This is a genomic window from Gynuella sunshinyii YC6258 (assembly GCF_000940805.1).
Classification (GTDB): Bacteria; Pseudomonadota; Gammaproteobacteria; order Pseudomonadales; family Natronospirillaceae; genus Gynuella; species Gynuella sunshinyii.
Window position 1 is genome coordinate 4,737,950 of sequence record NZ_CP007142.1, and the last position, 23,533, is coordinate 4,761,482.

A 23,533-nucleotide genomic window follows, 5' to 3' on the forward strand; every position below is an offset into this window, starting at 1 on the left:
TTAATTCTTGTTTTCCATTTGAGCTTTGATCAGATCACCAATAGTCGTTGGACCTGCAGCTTCCATTTCTTTCTCACGCATTTCGCGCAAAGCTGTTTTCTCATCTTCAGAGTCTTTAGCTTTAATAGAGATACTCAGAACACGATTCTTACGATCAATACTGATGATTTTTGCTTCGACTTCATCACCTTCGTTCAGAATGTTACGAGCATCTTCCACTTTGTCGCGACTGATTTCAGAAGCTTTCAATGTTGCTTCCACATCCTCAGCCAATGTTACAGTGGCACCTTTAGCATCAACTTCTTTCACGATGCCTTTAACAATGGCGCCCTTGTCATTCTCAGACACATACTCAGCAAATGGATCCATATCCAACTGCTTGATACCAAGCGAAATACGCTCGCGTTCAGCATCAATAGACAGAATAACGGTTTCCAACTCATCGCCTTTCTTATAACGGCGAACAGCTTCTTCACCAGCTTCATTCCAGCTGATATCGGAAAGGTGAACCAAACCGTCAATGCTTCCTTCCAGACCGATGAAAATACCGAAGTCAGTAATAGACTTGATTTTACCGGATACCTTATCACCTTTCTGATATTTACCGGAGAAGGACTCCCAAGGATTCTGTTGAGTCTGTTTGATACCCAGAGAGATACGACGACGTTCTTCATCGATATCCAGAATCATAACTTCGATTTCATCACCAACCTGAACAACTTTGGACGGGTGAATGTTTTTGTTGGTCCAATCCATCTCGGAAACGTGAACCAAACCTTCAACACCTTCTTCCAGCTCAGCAAAACAACCGTAATCGGTTAAGTTAGTGACGATAGCCTTAACGGTTGATTCCTCTGGATAACGAGTTTTGATATCAACCCATGGATCTTCACCCAGTTGTTTCAGACCAAGAGAAACACGATTACGCTCACGATCAAACTTCAGAACCTTAACATCGATCTCATCACCAACGGCAACGATCTCTGAAGGATGCTTGATACGCTTCCAGGCCATATCAGTGATGTGCAACAGACCGTCAACACCACCCAAATCTACGAACGCACCGTAATCTGTCAGATTCTTAACGATACCCTTGACGCTCTGACCTTCAGCCAGGCTTTCAAGCAACTGATCACGTTCAGCGCTGTTTGCAGCTTCCAGAACAGCTCGACGGGAAACAACAACGTTATTACGCTTTTTATCCAGCTTGATAACTTTGAACTCAAGCGGTTTGCCTTCAAGGTGCAGCGTGTCCCGTACAGGACGAACATCCACCAGTGATCCAGGCAGGAACGCACGAATGGCGTTAATATCAACTGTAAAGCCACCTTTGACCTTACCATTGATAATTCCCATAACGACTGCATTCTCTTCGAACTTCGCTTCAAGTTCTAACCAGGACTCAGCACGCTTGGCTTTTTCACGCGATAAACGGGTATCACCGAAACCATCTTCAACAGCTTCAAGAGCTACCTTAACTTCATCACCAATCTGAACTTCCAGTTCACCTTTTTCATTTAAGAACTGATTGCGAGGAACAACGCCTTCAGATTTTAAGCCGGCATGGATAGTCACCCAATCACTATCGATATCAACCACAACACCTGTGATGATTGAGCCGGGTACCATCTCAACGGCTTGTAAGCTTTCTTCAAAGAGTTCAGCAAAAGATTCAGTCATTACGACAATTACCTAATGTTAAGTTCGATCAACGGCCATTCAATTCAGTATTCTAACTGTATTTTCTGGCTCTGCCCCGTTCCAGCCAAAAGGGGTCAACCCAGTTTCGCAATCATCAAACAATGCTGGATAAGTTTTCAGACTGCACCATTAATAGTAAATGGCAGCCTACATCTGGCTGCCACGAGAAAATCAAGCAAATAAAGAGAGAACTACAGGTTCAAACCGCGATCCCGGACATATGTCATTGCACTCTCAAACACCTCTTCGATTGTCATTTCAGTACTGTCAATCATTACGGCGTCATCAGCGGGACAAAGAGGAGCAATACTGCGATTAGTATCTCGCTCATCGCGTTGTCGGACCTCCTCCGCGAGGCGCGCGATGCTAACATCAACGCCTTTTTCTTTCAACTGGATGTAACGTCTTTTTGCTCTTTCCTCTGCGCTTGCGGTCAAAAACAGCTTAAGTTCAGCACCTGGAAACACGACTGTCCCCATATCCCTGCCATCAGCCACTAGTCCAGGAGGTAGCTGAAAATCACGTTGACGCTGAAAAAGAGCCTGCCGAACTTCTGCAACCGGTGCAACCTGAGAGGCCAGATTACCAACCTGTTCGGTTCTGATTTCAGCGGTTACATCCTCACTTGCCAACAAAATCTGAAGACCTCCCTGACTATCGCGAAGAAACTGAACATCCAGATGGGCAGCAACATCAGCCAATTGTTGATGATTTGCGAAATCTATTTGCTGATTGTGAGCACTCAGACCAGTCAAACGATATAAAGACCCTGAATCAAGAAAGTGCCAGCCAAGAGCATCTGCCAGCTGCATAGCCAGAGTACCCTTTCCTACTCCACTGGGACCATCGACGGTGATAACCGGTGATAAATGATTGAGATCATTCATGAGTAGCAGACCTCTGCAATCTTCTGGCACGGTTTTCCAGTATTTCAGAGAAATGCTCCCTGGCCTCTTTCGCTTCCTGAAACACAAACTTCATGTATTCTCCGTCTGACACTGCAACGGCATTGCGCAATTTATGCAATTCGTCAAGGTAGCTATCGAGCACTTTTAATATCGCCCGGTGATTGGCAATGAAAATGTCATGCCACATTGTCGGGTCACTTGCCGCAATACGTGTAAAGTCCCTGAAACCACCCGCAGCATAATTGAAAATCTCCCGGTTTTCGCTCTGCTTGGAGAGCGTGTCAACCAGATTAAAGGCCAACATATGAGGTAAATGACTTGTTGCCGCCAACACCTCATCGTGATAATCCCAGGCCATGATATCCACTTCCGCTCCGACACTCTTCCACATTTGTGAAACCACCTGCACTGCTTCCGGTTCAGTTTCAGCAATAGGTGTCAAAATAATACGGTGATCAATATAAAGATGTTCATCTGCAGCGGTCACTCCACTTCTTTCCGATCCGGCAATAGGATGCCCTGGAACAAACATCTTTAATTGGGCATCGGTCAGCAACTCTAATCCGGCCTTAACAACAGTACCTTTTACACTGCCACCATCCGTGACAATTGTATCATTCCGAAGATAAGGCTGAATTTGCGCCATAACAATGGGCGTCGAGAGAATGGGCACTGCGAGAAATATGACATCAGCCTTGGAGACCAACGCTTGAAGATCATCACTGACTTCATCCACAAGCCCAAGTGACAAGGCGTCTGACATCGTTTCAGCCTTCCGGCTGAAGCCTGAGATACTGGCGAATATTTTATTTTGCCGACATGCTTTGGCTAACGACCCACCAATAAGACCCAACCCTATGACGAGTAAATTTTTGTCCGTTAAATTGACTGTCATAAGCTATCCAATACTTCTTTTAAAGCAACCAGGAACCCCTGGTTCTGCGCCTCAGTACCGACAGATATTCTTAGATAACTCGTCATCCCGTATCCACTCAATGGTCGGACGATATATCCCTTCCGCAACAAGGCTTGATATATATCCTGAGCCAGATCTCCAACACGAATAGTTAAGAAATTTGCAACAGAAGGAATGTAGTCAAGATTCAAGGCACCGATTCCCATTTGCAGCTGAGCCATTCCCAGCGCATTGGTCTCAAGACTTTTAAGAAGATATTCTTGATCCCCCAAAGCAGCGATAGCCGCAACCTCAGATATACCACTGACATTAAACGGCTGACGCACTCGGTTCATATAGCCGGCTATGGTCTCACTGGCCACAGCATATCCCACGCGTATATTTGCCAACCCATATACTTTGGAGAAGGTTCGGGTGACCACTAGATTGGGAAAACGATCAATATAATGTAGCCCGGACTGATAATTTTCCTGATCGACATACTCAAAATAAGCTTCATCCAGTACAACAATTACATGCTCTGGAACTGACTTCAAAAAAGCCTTCAATTCACCTTTGCTTACCCAGGTACCTGTGGGGTTGTTTGGGTTGGCAATAAAAATGATTTTAGTCTTTTCTGTAATGGCATCAGCCATGGCATCCAGATCATGACACCAATTACGATCCTTGACCGCTACTAACGTAGCTCCCATAGCCTCAGAAAAAATTGAATACATGGCAAACGCATGCTCTGAAAAGATAACCTCGTCAGATTCTTGCAGAAACACCTTGGCAATTAATTCAAGCACTTCATTAGAACCATTACCAATAACAAGCTGCCTATTGTTAACCTGTAACTTTTCGGACAATAGTGTTTTCAGGTGATAACAATCTGCATCGGGATAAACACACAGATTATCGAGATGCGATTGAATTGCGGCCTTAACTTTTTGACTGGGTCCCAGAGGGTTTTCATTACTAGCCATTTTGACAATTGGACTAATTCCCAATTCCCTCTCTAGCTCGTCAATAGACTTACCCGGCTCATAGGCCCTCAGTTTGTGGATACCTGTATTGACAAGCTCGGGTATCGACTTGGTCATTTGATTTTGTTCCTCATGGCCCCTTAAAGTACAGCCTCCGGGTAAGAACCCAGCTCTTTGATTTCCACAGCTTTTTCCCTGATGTCACGCATAGCAGCCTGAACATTGTCATCTTCCATATGCCCTATAAAATCGATAAAGAAAACATATGTCCAATTACCATGAGAAGATGGACGGGTTTCCAGACGAGTCATATCAATCTCATGGTCATCGAAAGGCTTGAGCAATGAATATAATGCACCCGGCTCGTTTTTCATGGAAACAATGATGGATGTTTTGTCTCTACCACTCGGTTTGGAACGATTCTTCCCTACAATTAAAAACCGGGTTGAATTATCAGGGTGGTCCTCGATTTTTTCATAGACCAATTGTAAATCATACAATTCTGCAGCCATGGAGCCTGCAATTGCAGCTGAGTTCCATTCGGAATGCACTCGTTTGGCCGCCTCAGAATTAGAACTTACAGCAACACGTTCCGCCAACGGCATATGAGCATCAAGCCATTTTCGGCATTGAGCCAAAGACTGCTGGTGCGAATACACTCTGGTGATATTATCCAAACGGGTATTGGGTCCAATCATCAAGTGTTGATGAATCCTTAACTCTACCTCGCCGGAAATAAACACATTTGAACTCAGAAATGAATCCAGCGTGTGATTAACCACACCTTCAGTAGAGTTTTCAATTGGCACAACCCCATAGTTCACAGCACCGGCTTCAACCTCACGGAACACTTCATCAATAGCCGGCATTGGTCGGGTAATTACCCTTGAACCAAAATGTTTCAATGCTGCCTGCTGGGTAAATGTTCCTTCTGGACCAAGATAGGCCACTTTTAAAGGCTGCTCCAAGGCCAGACAGGCAGACATGATTTCGCGAAACAATCGCGCCATATCTTCATTAGCCAACGGCCCTTCGTTACGCTCCATCACCCTTGTTAATACCTGCGCCTCTCTTTCCGGCCGGTAAAACACTACATTCTCAGCATGTGATGATTTCATCTTGACCTCAGCGACCTCCTGAGCACAACGCGCCCGTTCGGAAATCAACTTCTGAATATCGAGGTCCAGGGAATCTATTTTGTCTCGCAGTTTTAACAGCTGTTGCTCTTCAGCGCCGCTTGAATCACTCATTACTTCGCCTCAGCCATGTTGCTTTTCAAAATCAGCCATAAACTGAATCAGTGCATCAACAGCCCGCTCAGGCACAGCATTGTATATTGACGCCCTCATCCCCCCTACACTGCGATGACCGGCAAGATTACGCAGTCCCACCGCTTCAGCCTCAGCCAGAAATTGCTTATCCAGATCAGAATTCCGCAAAGTAAACGGAACATTCATCAGGGAACGGGAGTCTTTCGCCACTGGGTTGGCAAAGAACTCTGATTGATCAATGAAATTGTATAAACGAGCAGCCTTGCGCTCATTGATTTCACCCATCGCAGCAACACCACCCTGTGTTTTTAGCCATTTAAATACCAATCCGCACATATATACAGAAAAGCTGGGAGGAGTATTCAACATCGAAGCATTTTTCGCGGTCAGTGCATAGCTCATAATAGAGGGAGTTGTTTCCATGGCCTGATCAAGCAGATCCTTACGAACAATCACCCATACCAACCCTGAAGGGCCAATATTTTTTTGCGCGCCGGCGTATATAAGCCCATACCGTGAAACATCCAACGGCCTGGAAAGAATATTCGAGGACATATCCGCAACTAACGGAACCGGGCTCTCTGGAATATACGAAAACTCCACACCACCAATGGTTTCGTTAGGAGTGTAATGTAAGTAGACAGCATCATCGCGCACATTTATCTCGCCTTGTTCCGGAGCACGCGTAAAGCCACTACTTTCAGTCGTAGCAGCAATGGAGACATCAGCATATCTTGAGGCCTCCTGAATGGCTTTTTGAGACCAAATACCAGTATTTACAAAATCCGCCTTGTTGTTTTTCCCCAGCAGATTTAATGGAATCATTGAGAACTGGGCGGTAGCACCACCCTGCATATAGATGATCTCATAGTCATCGGAAACAGAGAGCAGATCTTTTAAATCCTGCTTGGCAGTTTCGGAAATATCAACCACCATCTTGCCTCGATGGCTCATTTCCATAATCGACATACCACTGCCCTGGTAATCCAGCATTTCTTGTTGAGCCTGCTCCAACACTTCTGTTGGCAGAGCTGCCGGACCTGCGCAAAAATTAAAAGATCTAGTCATGATGCTCTCTATTTATGTTGCCAATAATAAAAAACCTAAAACACACTCAAACAATTAATCTGAAGGACTATCTTCCTCACCTTCCGATAATGGAGGTTCTGCAGACACTTGCTCACCATCCACTAACTCAATATCTCCCACATCAACATCCTTATCCTCTTCAACTCGCTCTACACCCACCAAAGACTCATCTTCAGCGACTTTAATTAGACGTACTCCCTGAGTATTCCTTCCCAATACGGATATCTCTGAACTGCGGGTGCGTACCAACGTCCCTTTGTCACTGATCAGCATGATTTCGTCACCCTCAAAAATCTGCACAGCACCAACCAGCGGACCATTCCGATCATTAACAATCATGGCAATCACGCCCTGGGTTCCTCGCCCTTTGGTCGGGAAATCCTGGGTTTTGGTTCGCTTGCCATAACCTTTTTCTGAAACCGTCAGAATAGTACCTTCATCATCAGGGATCATTAACGAGATTACTTCCGCTTCTTCACCCAGGCGAATACCTCTGACACCGCGAGCAGTCCGTCCCATTTCTCTCACACGCTCTTCAGAGAAACGTACAGCCTTACCATTACTGGCCAACAACAGGATTTCGTGACTTCCGTCGGTAATAGCAACTCCGACTAACTGATCACCCTCATCCAGGCTTAACGCAATCAAACCAGATGAACGCTGACGGGAAAATGCTTCCAGAGCGGTCTTCTTGACAGTGCCCTTGGCCGTAACCATGAAAACAAATTTGTTTGCCTCATAACCCTCTATCGGCAAAACAGCTGTTACTCTTTCATTGTTATCCAAATTCAGGATATTGATCAAAGGGCGGCCTTTTGCTGTTCGTCCAGCCTGAGGAATTTCCCAGACTTTCAGCCAGTAAACCTTACCCCTGTCACTGAAACACATAATTGTGGTGTGGGTACTGGCCACAAACAGATGAGCCACATAATCCTCATCTTTGACCTGAGTTGCCGCTTTTCCGCGACCACCACGCCGCTGAGCCTGATAATCAGCCAGCGGTTGAGACTTCGCATAACCACCATGGGAAATCGTCACCACCATATCTTCTTCAGTGATTAGATCCTCCATGCTGTAATCCTGCCTGGAAGCTATAATTTCAGAACGACGCGCATCCGAATACTCATCACGAATAGCCACCAGCTCTTCGCGAATAACCTCCATCAGACGCTCATAGCTACCCAATATATGCAGGTATTCAGCAATCGAATCGATAATCTGCTGGTACTCATCGATAATTTTGTCACTTTCAAGACTGGTGAGCTTTTGCAGACGCAGATCCAAAATCGCCTGAGCCTGTACCGGCGACAAATAATACTGACCATCACGAATACCAAACTCTTCAGCGAGATCTTCCGGACGACAGGCATCCGTCGAACCTGCCCGCTCCAACATCGCTGATACATGGCCCAACTTCCAGGAGCGTTCGATCAGCCTGGTCTTGGCCTCACCGCCATCACGAGAGGTTTTGATCACTTCGATGATTTCATCAATATTGGCCAGCGCAACCGCTTGCCCTTCAAGAATATGGCCACGTTCTCTGGCCTTTTTCAACTCATAAACAGTACGTCTGGTTACAACTTCACGACGATGGCGTATGAACGCATCAACCATATCCCTTAAATTGAGGACCTTTGGTTGACCGTCGACCAAAGCCACCATATTGATCCCAAAAACAGATTCCATCTGAGTTTGGGTGTAGAGGTTGTTAATAACCACTTCTGCAACCGCATCACGTTTGACCTCGATCGCAATGCGCAAGCCGTCTTTATCGGACTCATCCCGCAACTCAGAGATACCTTCGAGCTTCTTGTCCTTAACCAGTTCAGCTATTTTTTCAATGAGGCGCGCTTTATTGACCTGATAGGGAATCTCTGAAACCACAATGGTTTCCCGGCCAGTCTTGGGATTAGTCTCAACAGATGTTCTGGAACGTATATATATTCGACCACGACCGGTGCGATAAGCCTCAACAATGCCTTTACGGCCATTGATGAATGCCGCCGTAGGAAAGTCAGGACCAGGAATGATTTCCATAAGCTGGTCGATATCAATGGCAGGGTTATCGATCATAGCCAGACAGCCATCGATCACCTCACCCAGATTATGTGGCGGGATATTGGTCGCCATCCCGACTGCAATACCAGAAGAACCGTTGACCAGCAGATTTGGAACACGGGTCGGCAGAACATCCGGAATCATCTCCTTGCCATCATAGTTTGGAGAAAAATCAACAGTTTCCTTATCAAGATCCGCCAGCAGGGAGTGAGCCATCTTGCGCATCCGGACTTCGGTATAACGCATTGCCGCAGGCGCATCACCATCTATCGAGCCGAAGTTTCCCTGACCATTAACCAACGTATAACGCATTGCCCACGGCTGAGCCAGACGTACAATCGCTTCGTAAACGGGGGAATCACCGTGAGGGTGATATTTACCGATCACATCTCCGACCACACGGGCAGATTTATAGTAGGGTTTATTCCAGTCAGCCCCGAGTTCTTGCATGGCAAACAGCACTCGCCGATGCACAGGTTTCAGACCATCACGAACATCGGGTAAAGCCCGTCCCACGATCACACTCATAGCGTAATCCAGATACGATTGCTTTAGCTCTTCTTCGATATTTATGGGTAGGATTTCTTTGGCGGTATCGACCATAGAAAAAAGGTTCCTTTTTCGGGTCTATCTGTTTCTATCAAATCGCGCGTATTACAACCGTCGCAGACCCCTTCACGGCTGGCACAAATAGGCGCTGGATAATAGCATATCGGCACAAACAAGAGCCAGCGCAGTTCTGCTTTTTGGTACCAGAATCAATCACTTGCGCCACCCTCCCCAGAATGCGGCATGCATTCGCCGGGAGAATAGTTTAGCATCCGCGCATTCCATCCAAGTTTCACCGCCCGAACGGGAGAGTATCTATGCAAAAAGCCGACACCATTTTATTCAGCCGCTGGATAGTCACAGTCAACGCCCAAAGAGAAGTATTGGAAAACCATGCTCTGGTGATTGACCAACAGAAAATCAAGGCCATTCTACCTGCGGACGAAGTCAGGCAGCAGTTTGAAGCTGGCGAGGAATTCAATCTTGGTGACAGTGTCTTAATGCCCGGACTGGTTAACACTCATGGTCACGCCGCCATGACCATGTTCAGAGGAATGGCAGATGACCTGCCACTGATGACGTGGCTCAATGATCATATGTGGCCAGCCGAGGGTAAATGGGTTAGCGAACAATTTGTGGCTGACGGCACCAGGATTGCCATTGGCGAAATGATCCGTTGTGGTACCACAACCTTTTCAGACAACTATTTCTTTCCCGAACAGGCCGCACTCGAAGCCAAAAAAGCCGGCATTCGGGCACAATTGAATTTTCCAATCATGGACTTCCCAACAGCCTGGGCACAGAATCCAGATGAATACATTAAGAAAGGTCTGGCCCTGAGAGAGCAATTCGCCAACGATGATCAGGTTCATGTTGTATTCGGCCCTCATGCCCCATATACCGTCTCCGATGAACCCCTGAAGAAAATCGCCCAACTGGCCAAGGAACACAACATTCTGATTCAAATGCACGTGCATGAAACCCAGGTAGAAGTGGATGAAAGCATAGAGAAATACGGCAAACGCCCAATCAGAAGACTTTATGACCTTGGTTTGCTGGGTCCGCATATGCAATGCGTTCACATGACAGCACTGAATGACGAAGATATTCAGCTGATTGCGGAAACCGGTTCTCATGTCATGCACTGCCCGGAGTCAAACCTGAAACTGGCCAGTGGTTTTTGCCCTGTCCACAAACTTCAGGAGCAGGGTATCAACGTTTCCCTCGGCACCGACGGCACCGCTTCCAATAATGACCTGGACATGTTTGGAGAAATGCGCACAGCTGCACAGCTGGCCAAAGCAGTCGCCATGAATGCTGAGGCTTTACCTGCCGGTGAAGCACTGGCAATGGCAACCATCAATGGTGCCAAAGCACTGGGCCTGGATAATCAAATAGGCAGCCTGGAAGTTGGCAAGCTAGCAGACATCATTGCCGTTGACCTGTCCGATCTCGAAAGCCAGCCGATCTTTAGCCCGGTTTCACATCTGGTGTATGCAACCACGCGCAATCAGGTAACAGATGTATGGGTAGGCGGTAAACAGTTGATGACAAATCGAGAGCTGACCACATTATCCAAGGCTGAGCTGATCTCTACTGCTCAGGCGTGGCAAAGCAAAATTATCGCCGCAAGATCTTAACAGCGGAGAACAATATGAACGTTGATCAGGCTGAAATTGGAAAATTCGAGGCCCTGGCCAGTCGCTGGTGGGATCCTGAAAGTGAATTTCGACCCTTACACCAAATCAACCCGCTGCGCGCCAACTACATTGATGAGCGCTGTCCGGTGGCCGGCAAAAAAGTTCTGGATGTTGGTTGTGGCGGAGGCATACTGGCCGAGGCATTTGCACATCGTGGTGCCACTGTTAAAGGCATTGACATGGGTGAAGCCCCATTGAACGTTGCCAAACTCCATGCTCTCGATACCGGTCTGAAAAACGTTGAATACCAGCAGATTCCGGTTGAAGAACTTGCTGCCCAAGAAACCGGTCAGTATGACTTGGTTTGCTGCATGGAAATGCTGGAACATGTACCCGACCCCGCATCTGTTGTCGATGCCTGCAGCAAACTGGTCAAACCGGGTGGCCAGGTATTTTTCTCAACCCTGAATCGCAACCCAAAATCCTACCTGTTCGCCATAATTGGTGCAGAGTACGTATTAAAGCTATTACCTCGCGGCACCCATGACTATCAAAAGTTCATCCGTCCATCTGAATTGCAAAACTGGACCCGACAGGCTGGATTGATTCGTGGAGACAGTACCGGCCTGAGTTACAACCCATTAACAGGGACATATAAACTGGGCAGGGACCAAAGTGTTAACTATATGATTCAGACCCGAAAACCCGATGCCTGACATGACTATCAATACAGTACTTTTTGATCTTGACGGCACCCTGGTGGACAGCTCCATAGGTTTTATTCTGGCAATGAACAAAACCCTGGCAGACTATGATCAGTGCCCCATGGATGACGATAGTATCCGGGAACTGATTTCTGCCGGAGCCAGGACGATTATTCAACGAGCCTGGGCAGAAGAGATCAGCCGCGAACAGATTGAGCAGATACGAGACGATTACATTCGGGAATATCAGCAATATCCCGAGAGAGGTGCAAGCGTCTACCCTGGCCTGCCAGAATGGCTCAACAGGGCCAGACAGCATGGAATTAAACTGGGAGTGGTCACTAACAAACCAGAATGCCTGGCCAAGCCCATCATCGAAAGTCTGGAGTTATCACAATACCTGGATGTGCTGATCTGCCCGGACCATGTCAAAACGGTCAAACCGGATCCGGAGGGAATTCTACTGGCCATAAACCAGCTGAAATCAGATCCTGCCCAAACTCTGTATTGTGGTGACCATAGCAAAGATATCGCGGCTGCAGCTGCGGCTGGAGTCAGATCCCTCGCCTGCGGATACGGTTTTTATCCAAGAGAAGAAGATTTTCACGACTGGCCAGCTGACTATCATGCCGATAACTCAGAACACGCCGTTAACATCCTTACCCAATTATGCAACATGTCTGACTAATACTATGGAATCAAAAATCATCACCAATGTCGTTCCCGCAGACTGGCAACCAGACGCTCTGGAACTTCAGGGAAAAAATATTCTGATTACTGGAGCAAGCTCCGGTATTGGCCGATGTGTCGCAATAGAATGCGCCAAACATGGCGCTACAGTTATTCTGCTGGGTCGAAACGAGGAAAAACTGGCACAGGTTTATGATGAAATTGTTCAACAAGGTTATCCTGAGCCCATGATGTATATCCTCGACCTTGCTACCGCAACCATCGATGACTATCAGACTCTGGCTCGTGCTGTCGAGGAAGAACTGGAACAGCTTGATGTATTATTACTGAATGCAGCCATCCTCGGGCAGAGGTCGCCCATCTCCAGCTTCAAACCAGAAATCTGGCAGCAGACGATGAAAACCAATGTCGATAGCTGTTTCTATCTGTGTCGCTACCTCTTGCCATCAATACAGAAAAGTGAGTCAGGCAGAGTTTTGTTTACGTCATCGTCTGTTGGTAGAACTGGCCGAGCCTACTGGGGTGCTTACGCGGTATCAAAATTCGCAGTGGAAGGACTCATGCAGACCCTGGCAGATGAACTCGAAAACATCTCGACCATCAGAGTCAACAGCATCAACCCCAAAGGTACCCAAAGCGCTATGCGGGCACAGGCCTACCCTGCCGAAAACCCTCAAACGATAAAGTCCCCCGAGCAATTGACGCCTCTGTATTTGTATTTGATGTCAAAACACAGTCAGCACATCCATGGGCAAATGATTGACTACTAAGCTTGCTTCTATTTGGCAAAATATTGCCGGTTTAATGACTCTCCATCTTATACGCATTACTAAAAGTCAATAATTTGTCGAAAAAAACCGGCTAATTACTTTCTTTTCAGCAGGCCAATAACTGCCGGCTCCTCACCCAAAATCGGAAACATTGCCGCATATGGCAATGTTTTTCCGTCTTTTTTCGTCTTTTACCTGCAAACTTATAGAAGATCCGAACAGATTCGTTGATTGGCATGATTCTGGCTCTACTCATACACAATAGCTTCACACTTTATATTGCTGTTGGAGACGGGTTAATGAGTACCAACTTTCAGCCACCAGTTTCAATTAATGAACAAAAAACGCTGTTTCCCAAGATCGACCAGGGAAGTTCTGTTGAACTGGGGAGCATTACCAAATCAGATGCCCTTCGCGATCTTCGTCTCCGCATGAGCCTGTTGTTGCAAACAACTCTGGATACTGAGCGGCTAGTCCGGATTGTTTATGAAGAAATCTGTAAAGCAGTCGAGGTACACGGTATCAACTACCGCTACCCAGGTATGCAAATCAGTATTATGGTCGGCCGTCAAAATCAACACAAAGTCACTTATCGGCTGACCGCAAATGAAGACACCTACGGGGAAATTGTATTCTGCCGCAGCCGTCGCTTCAAAGAAGAAGAGCTGATGGTGCTGGAGTCATTGCTCGACTTGTTTATTTATCCACTCAAAAACAGCCTGCAATACCGCCGAGCTCTCGCCTGCGCATTAACAGACTCACTGACTGGTGTGGGCAACCGGCAAGCGCTGATGAAAACATTACAAAGGGAACTCGACCTGGCAGACCGCCATAGCCTGGAGTTGTCTATTCTGATGATTGACATCGATAACTTCAAAGCAATCAACGACGACCATGGTCACCTCACCGGAGATACGGTATTGAAAAAGGCGGCTCAGAATATTGTGAATGTCATCCGCTCCTCAGACATGTGTTTTCGCTTTGGCGGAGAAGAGTTTGTTGTGATATTGAGCAATACCGGAGTAGAGCAGGCACAGGTTATAGGTAAACGGATCAATGAAAGCATCAGTGAGGGTATTGAAGCAGGCATCCATAAAAATCCCATCACCGTCAGCATAGGTGCGGCTTTGCTGCAAACCGGCATGGATATCGAGAAATTACTGCAATCGGCTGATGATGCCATGTATATCGCCAAAGCAACCGGTAAAAACAAAACCATAATTGCCAAAGAGTTGGTTTCCTGAGCCGATTGATATCGGTTCAGCATTGACGCTTCAGGGCATATCACCTATAACAGCGCGATTTTAGCTGACAGTCGTTGATTCATGAGCAAGCGTAAACCGATACCCATATTGAACCAGGCAATCATAGAAACCCATTGCCATCTGGATTACTTAAAAAACTCCGAACTGGAAACTGTGCTCGAACAAGCTTTCAATGTTGGAATTGAAAGCATTGTGACAATTGCCACAGAGCCGGACAATCTCGCCGTTGTCCTGGATATTGCCAATCGTTTCCATCAGGTTTATTGCACTCAGGGCATTCACCCCCACGAAGCAGAAAAGTTTACTCCACAAACACTTAGCACCATTCGTGACAACAGCCACCATGCCAAAGTAGTTGCCATTGGGGAAATCGGACTCGATTATTATTACGATCATGCTGATCGTGCGGTCCAGCGGAAAGTGTTTGAAACCCAACTGGCGATTGCCAGTGAACTTCAACTACCGGTGGTCATTCACACCCGCGAAGCTGACGATGACACGCTCGCGATATTAAAGAACTTTTCCACCAAGCTGCCACGCAAAGGCGTGATACACAGTTTCACCTCTGGTCTGAAACTGGCGGAATTCTGTCTGTCAGAAGGTTTTCATTTGGGCTTTAACGGCATACTGACGTTCAACAAAGCCGAAAATGTAAGAGAAATTCTGCGTGCTACCCCGGTTACTCAAATGCTGGTGGAAACGGACGCTCCATATTTGACGCCAGTGCCTTACCGGGGAGTTACCAACGAGCCCAAGTACCTGCCGTTTATTCTGGAAAGAATGGCACAGGAGAAAAATATTGAAGTTGGCAGTTTAACCCGCCAACTGACTGAGAATGCCCGCTCGCTATTTCAAATCAACTAAGTTTCAAGTCAACTAATTTCCAGCCAGCGTTGGCATACCTTGGGAACTGCCTCACCCGCACGCTCCTGGTAATATTCAAAGCCCGCCGGACGATTGCGCATATTCAGCGCAATCACTACTTTTTCGGCATGTGCAGGAGCCAGGTGTATCAGACTGGCTGCCGGCTCAACTTCCAGTGAGGTTCCAACCACCATGATCTTGTCTGCCTGACTGATCAGTTCCGCAGCCTCTGACAAGCCGGAAACAATTTCTCCGAACCAGACGATATGAGGACGCAACTGACTGCCAAGTTCGCAGTGATCCCCCAGCTCAATAGCTTTACTGCCAACCTCATAAACCAGACTCTCATCCACCGTACTTCGCGCCTTAGTCAACTCTCCATGCAGATGCAGCACAATACTTGAACCTGCCCGTTCATGCAGATTATCGACGTTTTGAGTAATGACGAACACATCATAGGCCTGCTCCAGACCCGCAATGGCAAGATGTGCCGGATTGGGCTGCACGGTGCCGAGCTGTTGGCGCCGTTCATTATAAAAACGCAGCACCAGTTCAGGATTACGTAACCAGGCATCGGGCGTTGCCACATCATATATCGAGTGGTTTTCCCATAAGCCATCTGAATCTCTGAATGTTTTCAAACCACTTTCGGCACTAATGCCTGCACCAGAAAACACAACAACTTTCTGGCGCTCAATATTGTCAGTCAATGGTCCTACCCTCTCAAAAAAGCTACGGCTGAAGTCTGTCGATCTGCCACTGCCCGGTTTCATCTTTACTGTACATGAAACGATCATGCAGACGATTACCGCCACCTTGCCAGAATTCGATTTCTGTAGCCTCAACACGATAACCACCCCAAAAGGATGGCAGCGGGATATCCCCTTCAGCAAACCTGGCTTTCATTTGTGCAAATGCCTGTTCAAGCATTTTACGACCGGAAATCTTCTGACTCTGATGAGATGTCCAGGCTGCAATCCGACTCTCTCTTGGCCTGGAAAGAAAATAAGCAGTGGTTTCCGTTACAGACAGCTGCCGGGCACGTCCGTAGATAATTACCTGACGCTCCAGCGGCACCCAGCCAAAATGCAGACAGACATTAGGGTTGTGCTCTATCTCTCTGGCCTTCCGGCTCCCCAGGTTGGTATAAAACACAAACCCCCGCTGATCAAAATGTTTCAACAATACGATGCGCTGGCTGGGACGACCATCCGGCCCCACAGTCGCCATACACATGGCCGTCGGATCTGTGTTGACTTTGGCCTTTACTGAATCTTTGAACCAGGCTTCAAACTGATCAATCGGGTCCGCAAGCAGATTTTCTCTGCGAAGCCCGCCCTGCAGGTACTCTCTTCTGATATCACTTAGATCCACAATTACCTTCCATTCCCCATGTCACTGCGTGACTATACTGGTATCATCGCCGAAGTACAGATCCGTTGCTAAACTTCTGATGAGGTATTTCTATGGCACTTACCCCTTCCACAATGGCCCCTCTGGGGAGTATTGCTCCAGACTTCAAATTACCGGACGGCCAGGGTCGGCATGTTAGTTTGTCTGAGGCCACCCGTGAAAACGGTTTGTTGGTCGTATTCATGTGTAATCACTGCCCATTCGTCAAACATATCGCCGGCTTTCTTGAACCCTTACACCAAAAACTGGCGGACATGAACATCGGGATGGTGGCGATCAATGCCAATGATATTACTGATTATCCAGAAGATGCTCCGGACAAAATGGTGGCTGTATCCGAAGAGCACGGATTCACCTTTCCTTATCTTTATGACGAATCCCAGGCGGTAGCCAGAGGTTACGATGCTGCCTGCACACCGGATTTCTTCTTGTATGATCAGGATCTGAAATTATTTTACCGCGGTCAACTTGATAACAGTCGCCCGGGGAATGGCAATCCGATTACCGGGAAAGATCTGTTGGAAGCGGCCCAGGCCATAGTCAGTAAAACCGTCTACTCAGGTGCTCAAAATCCAAGTGTGGGTTGTAACATCAAGTGGAAAGAATAAAGACGAAAACAAAAAAATAAGGAGGGTCATGCCCTCTCTTATCTACTTGCTCACATGTCGACGCGTTCTCTGGCGATTGCTTTGACGTTTGAGACGATCATTTTTACCGGAAAATAACGATGCCCAGGGTTTGGAAGGCAAACCTACAGACTGGGCCAGCAAGTCCACAGCCTTCTTATCCATTTCCTTCCAGGTACCGGCACGAACATCAGGATCCATAAACACACTTCCATAACGTACACGCTTCAAACGCGACACCTGCACTCCCTGACTTTCCCATAACCGTCGAACTTCACGATTACGACCTTCCATGATCACCACGTGATACCAAACATTGGCACCACGGCCACCGAACTCCTGAATATCCGTAAAGCGGGCGACACCGTCTTCCAGCTGAACACCTTCATGCATGCGCTGAATCATGTCGATATTAACGTCACCCAGCACCCTGACAGCGTATTCTCTTTCAACATTACTGGAAGGATGCATCAGTGTGTTGGCCAGCTCACCGTCATTAGTAAACAACAACAGACCACTGGTATTGATATCCAGCCGCCCAACCGCCACCCAACGTTCACCGGGAACCTTCGGCAGATGATCAAATACCGTTGGTCGTCCATCCGGATCTTTGCGGGAACAAACTTCCCCCTCCGGTTTGTTATATATCAACACGCGACGAACGCTTTTTCTGGCCACGGAGGGAATTGGGCGACCGTCCAGTGAAATCGTATCTTCACTGCCCGCCCGATCTCCCAGACGAGCCAGTACGCCATTAAGCAATACCCGACCATCAGTAATAGCCTGCTCCATTTCCCGCCGGGAACCCAATCCGGCACTGGCCAGAATTTTTTGCAGCTTTTCGGTGGAATTACTGCTGTTTTCAGTCTTCTGTTTCATTATCGTCCTGTTGTTCTTCAGCCTCTGCCAGCAATTTTGCCTGTGCTGCCAGTTTAGCCTGAATAATTGCTATTTTTTCGTCTTCGCTCAGATTTTCGGCATCCATTACCGGAGGATCGGGCTGAAAAGACATCGTTTCGTCATCTGGCAGGATAGATTCTGCCTGCTCAGGGACCACATCAGCCTCTGCCATCGTTTTTGATTCGATACTGGTTTCTTGTTCTGTATCAACATCTTCTGCGGATTCCTCATCTTCCTTCAGCGAAGCTCTCTGAGCAGCAAGCATCTGCTCAAAAGCCATGTTTACGCTATCCATTGCTGCAAGTTCGTTGCTCAATTCTTGATCAATGTAGCTTTGCTCTTCACTGACTGCGGCAGCGGCTTTCATTTCATTGACGGCTTTATCAAAATCACTGGTCTCATCTGCGTCACTCTCATCACCCGCCAGATCCAACTCTGGATTAATATCGTCGAGATCCTTGATTTCAGAGAGGCTTGGCAATTCGGTCAGGGATTTAAGGCCAAAATAATCAAGAAATTCACGGGTCGTGGCATACATGGCCGGACGACCAGGAACATCGCGATGACCAACGACTCTGATCCAGTCTCGTTCCTGCAATGATTTTACGATCTGAGTACTGACAGACACGCCTCTGACATCCTCAATCTCTCCCCGCGTAATCGGCTGCCGATAAGCAATCAGCGCTAAGGTTTCAAGTGTGGCACGGGTATAACGCTGAGGCCTTTCATCCCATAAACGTTGAACATATTCACCGGTTCGTACATTGGTCTGAAAACGCCAGCCTGATTTCACTTCAACCAGGTTAACCCCTCGCTCCCGATATTCAATGGCCAGCTGTTGCAAACAAAACTGCAAACATTTTCTGGAAGGCAATTGTTCGGCATCGAACAGTGTCAGCATACGCTCCAGGGACAATGGTTTGCCATGCGCAAATACTGCCGCTTCAAGGATCGGAGTCAAATATTCAGGGGTATAACCTTGCCAGTCCTGCTCAGATAAAGATTGCTCATCAATCAATTCTTCGGTTTGATCCACTTCTGGCTCTATGTCTTTCGCCGGCACAGTAAGGATTTCCTCAGCCGTCACTTCCTCGGCCGACAAACCATCCATCGCCTGCAAAGCCGCCAGCTCATCAGCAATATCAACATCGGATTCCGGTGCTTCCAGATCAACACCATCCAGCAGTGCCAGTTCATCCAGATCACTGGTCTCCGGCATGACATCAGCAAACAGCTCCTGTCCATCCAAAGCCGCCAGTTCGGATAACTCCTGTTCTTCAGCCTGCATCTCCTCCGTCTGAAGCCCGGTCTGATCTGTTGCCGGCTCTGGATTCACAGAGGATTGATCATGATTTTGAGGATTATTCGGATTGTTCATATTCACCGGATTCATTTTCTGTGATCGCGTCAGTTTTCGCTTTCACATGGATGGGACCAAAAATTTCATGCTGCAACAGTTCTACCAGACCTTCTTTACACAGCTCCATAACTGCTAGAAATGTCACAACCACTCCAAGCTTGCCTTCGGCTGGCTTAAACAGGCTGACAAAAGGCACAAAGGCACGATCTCGCAAACGGTCAAGTACTTCAGACATCCGTTCACGAGTGGACAGGGTTTCACGCGAAATCTGATGGTCGATAAACATGTCTGCACGCAGCAATATTTCCCGGAATGCCAACACCAGCTCACGCATTTCTATATCCTGATATACCACCTGGGTGTTGTGATCGGAACGGGAACTCTCCCGGGTAAAAAAGTCGCGGCCTTCACGATATACCTGATCCAGATCTTCAGCCGCCTGCTTGAATTGCTCATATTCCTGCAACCGACGAATGAGCTCAGCTCTTGGATCCTCTTCGTCTTCCTCCCCCTCTTCCGTATTCCGGGGTAGCAATATTCGGGACTTAATCTCTGCCAGCATGGCTGCCATTACCAGATAATCAGCGGCCAACTCAAGATTCAGAGACCGCATCAGTTCCACGTACTCCATGTACTGACGGGTAATCTCAAACACATTGATCTCTAGTACATCGAGGTTTTGTTTCTTGATCAGATACAGCAACAAATCCAACGGACCCTCAAAAGCATCCAGAAATACTTCCAAAGCATCAGGAGGAATATAAAGATCCAGTGGCAACTGCGTCATGGTTTTGCCGGAAACAACCGCAAACGGCATCTCCTGCTGAAGCTGGCGGGCCATCTCCCGGGCTTCTGTCAGGCCGACTCCGCTTTCTTCCACTGTCTCGGGACTTTGCGATTCCAATTCTGTCATAGACAGGTGTTATTCCAAGAAAATAAAACGGGGGATTATAGCGGGTTATTGTCGCCAGTTAATACCATCACTAATCATCCACCAATAATTACCAGGCAAAACAAACTTCACCCGACCTGGAAACCCCGGACTGTCACCAGAGAGGACACAGCCAGTGACGACTCAGAATAAAAATGGAGATACATCACCTGAGCCCTTACGGATGATCTCAGGAACCTCATCCAGCAAACTCACGATAGTAGTCGATTCGATACCACAGTAACCACCGTCAATTACCAAATCCAGCTGATGCTCCAGCAAATCCCGTATCTCCCAGGGCTCCACCATCGGCTCAGTCTCTCCTGGCAGAATCAATGAGGTACTCATCAATGGTTCTCCCAGTTCCGCCAGCAAAGCCTGAGTGATCGGATGATCGGGGATACGCAGTCCAATGGTTTTTTTCTTCGGATGCATCAATCGACGAGGAACTTCTTTGGATGCTTCCAGGATGAAAGTATAAGGCCCGGGAGTATTATTCTTAATCATACGAAATGCGGCATTATCCACCCGGGAGTAATTGGCCAGCTCAGACAGATCCTTACATACCAACGTCAAATGGTGTTTATCATCAATGCGGCGAATCTCGCGGATACGCTCAAGCGCATTCTTGTTGGCAATCTGACAGCCCAGTCCATAGCCTGAATCTGTCGGATACGCTGCCACGCCACCAGCACGAATAATCTCGGCAGCCTGAGAAACCAGTCGCGGCTGCGGGTTGTCCGGATGTATTGCAAAATATTGACTCATACTCTTCCTTTATTCATTAACAAAACCAAACCACACTGGTGGCACCTCAGCTGGCAAACCAGGAGCTTTACCCAGTTCAGACCAGAATTGCCTGGGGCTGTGAAAATCACTGCCTCTCGAACCGGACAAACCGTTTTGGCCGGCAATCCGGGCCAGCATTTTCACCTGATTGACATCGACTCCGGCAGTAGCAATCTCAAGACTGTCACCACCATACCCGGCAAACTCTCCCACCAGCATGGCGAGCTTACGATTAGTCATACGATATTTTATCGGGTGTGCCAGAACCGCAACCCCACCTGCATCATGTATCCACGAGATCACTTGAGACATTTCCGGCCACTGTACTTTGACATCACCCACCTTACCGGCACCAAGCCATTTTTTAAATGCTTCAGCCTGTGTTCGACAATATCCCTGGTCAACCAGCCAACGGCTAAAATGAGCCCTGCCCAAACTGTTTTGGGCATAAGATCTGGCACCTTCGTAGGCGCCGAAAAAACCTTTTTTTTCGAGCCTTTCAGCAATAACGTGCGCCCGCTTATCACGCGCCAGCAACTGTTCTGCTGTCGCTTCAGCAATAACGTCCAGATCAAAGTTGAGGCCTACAATATGAATACCCACTCCGTTCCAGACACTACTGAACTCAATACCAGTGATGATCTGCAGACGCCCAGCGGCCGCATGTTGCAGCTCCCTGACACCGGCAATAGTATCGTGATCAGTCAGTGCCAGTACGACAACATTTTTTTCGACCGCTCGTTCCACCAACTGATCAGGAGTAAGTTCACCATCGGAGTAAATACTATGGCAATGAAGGTCAACATTGAGATATCTGGCATTGGAACACTGACGGGCAGTTGCTATCATGCTTGGCCTTTAAAAAAATCAAAAGTAGTATTGTATGCAATAGCGCCTGCTCACACTAATTTTGTGAGTATTGGGAGGATGAATTGTCGTTTTTGAGAAAGCATAACGCTAACATCTCAAAGCGATATCGTCGACAGATAATGAACGATGAAAAACTCCCTATAATCGAAAACAATAGGGTATCCGAATTTTATTTTTTTAAGTATTGTCGCCTCAGTGATATATGCCGACCTGTGGTGGCGGTTTTTTAATGTTGATTCCAACAGATAAGGATCACATATGTTTTATGCCATTATTTCCCAGGACATTGACAACAGCCTGGAAAAACGTAAATCCGCCCGTCCGGCACATCTGGCCAGACTGGAAGCGTTAAAAAGTGAAGGTCGTCTGCTTATCGCCGGCCCCTGCCCAGCCATCGACAGCGATGATCCGGGTGAAGCAGGATTTACCGGCTCAGTCGTCATCGCAGAGTTTGATAGCCTGGAACAGGCCAAATCATGGGCTGATGCCGACCCGTATATCGAAGCTGGTGTTTACTCCAGCGTCATGGTGAAACCATTTAAAAAAGTCTTACCGTAATTTAGGAAACACAATGACCAGACTCTTAGCTCTCACCGGATTATTGCTGGCGCTGGCGATGATCCCAATGCCTTCTTACGCAGAAGACAAGTATGTGACGGACGTACTCTGGGTACCGTTACGGTCAGGTGCCGGCAGTCAGTACCGCATCATCAATAAAGGTTTAAAAAGCGGCACCAAACTGGAGGTGCTGAACTACAACGACGACGAAGAATGGGCGTTTGTTCGCACCAGCGGTGGCGTTGAGGGCTGGGTTCCTGATCGTTACCTGAGAAGCACTCCTATTGCAGAAGTGCAGCTGGCGATCGTCGAAAAAGAACTGGCCGCATTAAAAGAGAAGCTGGCCAAGACTTCAAATTCATTGGAAAACATACAAACCAACAGTGAAGAAACCGAGTCTCAGCTCAGCAAACTAGCGAAGGAAAAAGAAGAACTGCAAAGTGAACTTGAACATATCAAGAACACCGCCGCAAATGCGATCAACCTTGAAAAGCGCAACGGTGAACTGCTGGTAGAAAACGAACGTTTAAAAAATGAGGTTGAAGGTGCGCAGCTGCAAGTTCAGTCTCTAACCTCCAGCCGTGAAAGCCGTAACTGGATTATCGGTGGTACTATCATGCTGGTTGGCGTAGTACTTGGGTTGATACTGCCACGGCTGAATTCCAGTGGCCGTAAAGACGGTTGGGCTTGAGGCAA

23 protein-coding genes are annotated in these 23,533 nt (G+C 47.5%); 9 read left to right on the forward strand and 14 right to left on the reverse strand.

Features of this window, described 5'->3' with window-relative positions; all coding sequences use genetic code 11:
- The 7 genes from rpsA to gyrA all read right to left on the reverse strand — a co-directional run bounded on the left by rpsA (position 1) and on the right by gyrA (position 9,511).
- A complete protein-coding gene (gene rpsA / locus YC6258_RS19775) occupies positions 1–1,680 on the reverse strand; it encodes a 30S ribosomal protein S1 (protein WP_044618449.1) in 1,680 nt (559 codons plus the stop codon).
- Positions 1,681–1,892: 212 nt separating this feature from the next.
- Positions 1,893–2,588: a (d)CMP kinase gene (gene cmk / locus YC6258_RS19780; protein ID WP_044618450.1), complete on the reverse strand. Its 696-nt coding sequence runs from the start codon at positions 2,586–2,588 to the stop codon at positions 1,893–1,895.
- Entirely contained in the window at positions 2,581–3,504 is a 924-nt protein-coding gene (locus YC6258_RS19785; protein ID WP_044618451.1) for a prephenate dehydrogenase/arogenate dehydrogenase family protein, read from the reverse strand. Before YC6258_RS19785 ends, cmk begins: the two co-directional genes overlap by 8 nt.
- Entirely contained in the window at positions 3,501–4,607 is a 1,107-nt protein-coding gene (hisC, locus tag YC6258_RS19790) for a histidinol-phosphate transaminase (protein ID WP_044618452.1), read from the reverse strand. Before hisC ends, YC6258_RS19785 begins: the two co-directional genes overlap by 4 nt.
- A 23-nt stretch (positions 4,608–4,630) precedes the next feature.
- Positions 4,631–5,740: a prephenate dehydratase gene (gene pheA, locus YC6258_RS19795; protein WP_044618453.1), complete on the reverse strand. Its 1,110-nt coding sequence runs from the start codon at positions 5,738–5,740 to the stop codon at positions 4,631–4,633.
- A gap of 9 nt (positions 5,741–5,749) precedes the next feature.
- Positions 5,750–6,829 (reverse strand): 3-phosphoserine/phosphohydroxythreonine transaminase, encoded by a 1,080-nt coding sequence (gene serC, locus YC6258_RS19800; RefSeq protein WP_044618454.1) that lies wholly within the window; start codon positions 6,827–6,829, stop codon positions 5,750–5,752.
- 54 nt (positions 6,830–6,883) lie between these two features.
- Entirely contained in the window at positions 6,884–9,511 is a 2,628-nt protein-coding gene (gyrA, locus tag YC6258_RS19805; protein ID WP_044618455.1) for a DNA gyrase subunit A, read from the reverse strand.
- A 263-nt stretch (positions 9,512–9,774) separates the two neighbouring features.
- Between gyrA and YC6258_RS19810 the strand changes: the two genes are divergently transcribed.
- The 6 genes from YC6258_RS19810 (at position 9,775) to YC6258_RS19835 (ending at position 15,390) form a co-directional block, all read left to right on the forward strand.
- Positions 9,775–11,097, forward strand: a complete 1,323-nt coding sequence (locus YC6258_RS19810; RefSeq protein ID WP_044618456.1) for a TRZ/ATZ family hydrolase — start codon at positions 9,775–9,777, stop codon at positions 11,095–11,097.
- Positions 11,098–11,111: 14 nt separating this feature from the next.
- On the forward strand, positions 11,112–11,813 hold the full coding sequence (gene ubiG / locus YC6258_RS19815; RefSeq protein WP_044618457.1) for a bifunctional 2-polyprenyl-6-hydroxyphenol methylase/3-demethylubiquinol 3-O-methyltransferase UbiG: 702 nt from the start codon (positions 11,112–11,114) through the stop codon (positions 11,811–11,813).
- A complete protein-coding gene (locus YC6258_RS19820; protein WP_044618458.1) occupies positions 11,806–12,489 on the forward strand; it encodes an HAD family hydrolase in 684 nt (227 codons plus the stop codon). The genes ubiG and YC6258_RS19820 overlap by 8 nt, the downstream gene beginning before the upstream one ends.
- Before the next feature lie 4 nt (positions 12,490–12,493).
- Positions 12,494–13,261: a YciK family oxidoreductase gene (locus YC6258_RS19825; RefSeq protein ID WP_044618459.1), complete on the forward strand. Its 768-nt coding sequence runs from the start codon at positions 12,494–12,496 to the stop codon at positions 13,259–13,261.
- Between the two features lie 299 nt (positions 13,262–13,560).
- Positions 13,561–14,505, forward strand: coding sequence for a GGDEF domain-containing protein (locus tag YC6258_RS19830; RefSeq protein WP_052830426.1), 945 nt, complete (start codon positions 13,561–13,563; stop codon positions 14,503–14,505).
- Between the two features lie 81 nt (positions 14,506–14,586).
- A complete protein-coding gene (locus tag YC6258_RS19835) occupies positions 14,587–15,390 on the forward strand; it encodes a TatD family hydrolase (protein ID WP_044618460.1) in 804 nt (267 codons plus the stop codon).
- 8 nt (positions 15,391–15,398) lie between these two features.
- Here YC6258_RS19835 and YC6258_RS19840 read toward each other — a convergent pair whose 3' ends face one another.
- Both YC6258_RS19840 and pdxH read right to left on the reverse strand, forming a co-directional pair.
- Complete coding sequence (locus tag YC6258_RS19840) at positions 15,399–16,100, reverse strand: SIR2 family NAD-dependent protein deacylase (protein ID WP_044618461.1); 702 nt, start codon at positions 16,098–16,100, stop codon at positions 15,399–15,401.
- A 22-nt stretch (positions 16,101–16,122) separates the two neighbouring features.
- Positions 16,123–16,764 (reverse strand): pyridoxamine 5'-phosphate oxidase, encoded by a 642-nt coding sequence (gene pdxH / locus YC6258_RS19845; protein WP_044618462.1) that lies wholly within the window; start codon positions 16,762–16,764, stop codon positions 16,123–16,125.
- 92 nt (positions 16,765–16,856) lie between these two features.
- Between pdxH and YC6258_RS19850 the strand changes: the two genes are divergently transcribed.
- Positions 16,857–17,411 (forward strand): thioredoxin family protein, encoded by a 555-nt coding sequence (locus YC6258_RS19850; RefSeq protein WP_044618463.1) that lies wholly within the window; start codon positions 16,857–16,859, stop codon positions 17,409–17,411.
- A gap of 42 nt (positions 17,412–17,453) precedes the next feature.
- Here the strand turns inward: YC6258_RS19850 and rluB are convergent, their stop codons facing one another.
- The 5 genes from rluB to YC6258_RS19875 form a co-directional block, all read right to left on the reverse strand.
- Complete coding sequence (gene rluB / locus YC6258_RS19855; RefSeq protein ID WP_044618464.1) at positions 17,454–18,308, reverse strand: 23S rRNA pseudouridine(2605) synthase RluB; 855 nt, start codon at positions 18,306–18,308, stop codon at positions 17,454–17,456.
- On the reverse strand, positions 18,292–19,707 hold the full coding sequence (gene scpB, locus YC6258_RS27580) for an SMC-Scp complex subunit ScpB (protein ID WP_052830427.1): 1,416 nt from the start codon (positions 19,705–19,707) through the stop codon (positions 18,292–18,294). Before scpB ends, rluB begins: the two co-directional genes overlap by 17 nt.
- Positions 19,691–20,602: a segregation and condensation protein A gene (locus tag YC6258_RS19865; protein WP_052830428.1), complete on the reverse strand. Its 912-nt coding sequence runs from the start codon at positions 20,600–20,602 to the stop codon at positions 19,691–19,693. The genes scpB and YC6258_RS19865 overlap by 17 nt, the downstream gene beginning before the upstream one ends.
- A 162-nt stretch (positions 20,603–20,764) precedes the next feature.
- Positions 20,765–21,388 (reverse strand): L-threonylcarbamoyladenylate synthase, encoded by a 624-nt coding sequence (locus tag YC6258_RS19870; RefSeq protein ID WP_044618465.1) that lies wholly within the window; start codon positions 21,386–21,388, stop codon positions 20,765–20,767.
- Between the two features lie 9 nt (positions 21,389–21,397).
- Complete coding sequence (locus YC6258_RS19875; protein WP_044618466.1) at positions 21,398–22,258, reverse strand: PHP domain-containing protein; 861 nt, start codon at positions 22,256–22,258, stop codon at positions 21,398–21,400.
- 279 nt (positions 22,259–22,537) lie between these two features.
- Here YC6258_RS19875 and YC6258_RS19880 point away from each other — a divergent pair, with 279 nt between their 5' ends.
- Positions 22,538–22,837, forward strand: coding sequence for a YciI family protein (locus YC6258_RS19880; RefSeq protein ID WP_044618467.1), 300 nt, complete (start codon positions 22,538–22,540; stop codon positions 22,835–22,837).
- Between the two features lie 13 nt (positions 22,838–22,850).
- Positions 22,851–23,528, forward strand: coding sequence for a TIGR04211 family SH3 domain-containing protein (locus YC6258_RS19885; protein ID WP_044618468.1), 678 nt, complete (start codon positions 22,851–22,853; stop codon positions 23,526–23,528).
- The last annotated feature ends 5 nt before the right edge of the window (positions 23,529–23,533 follow it).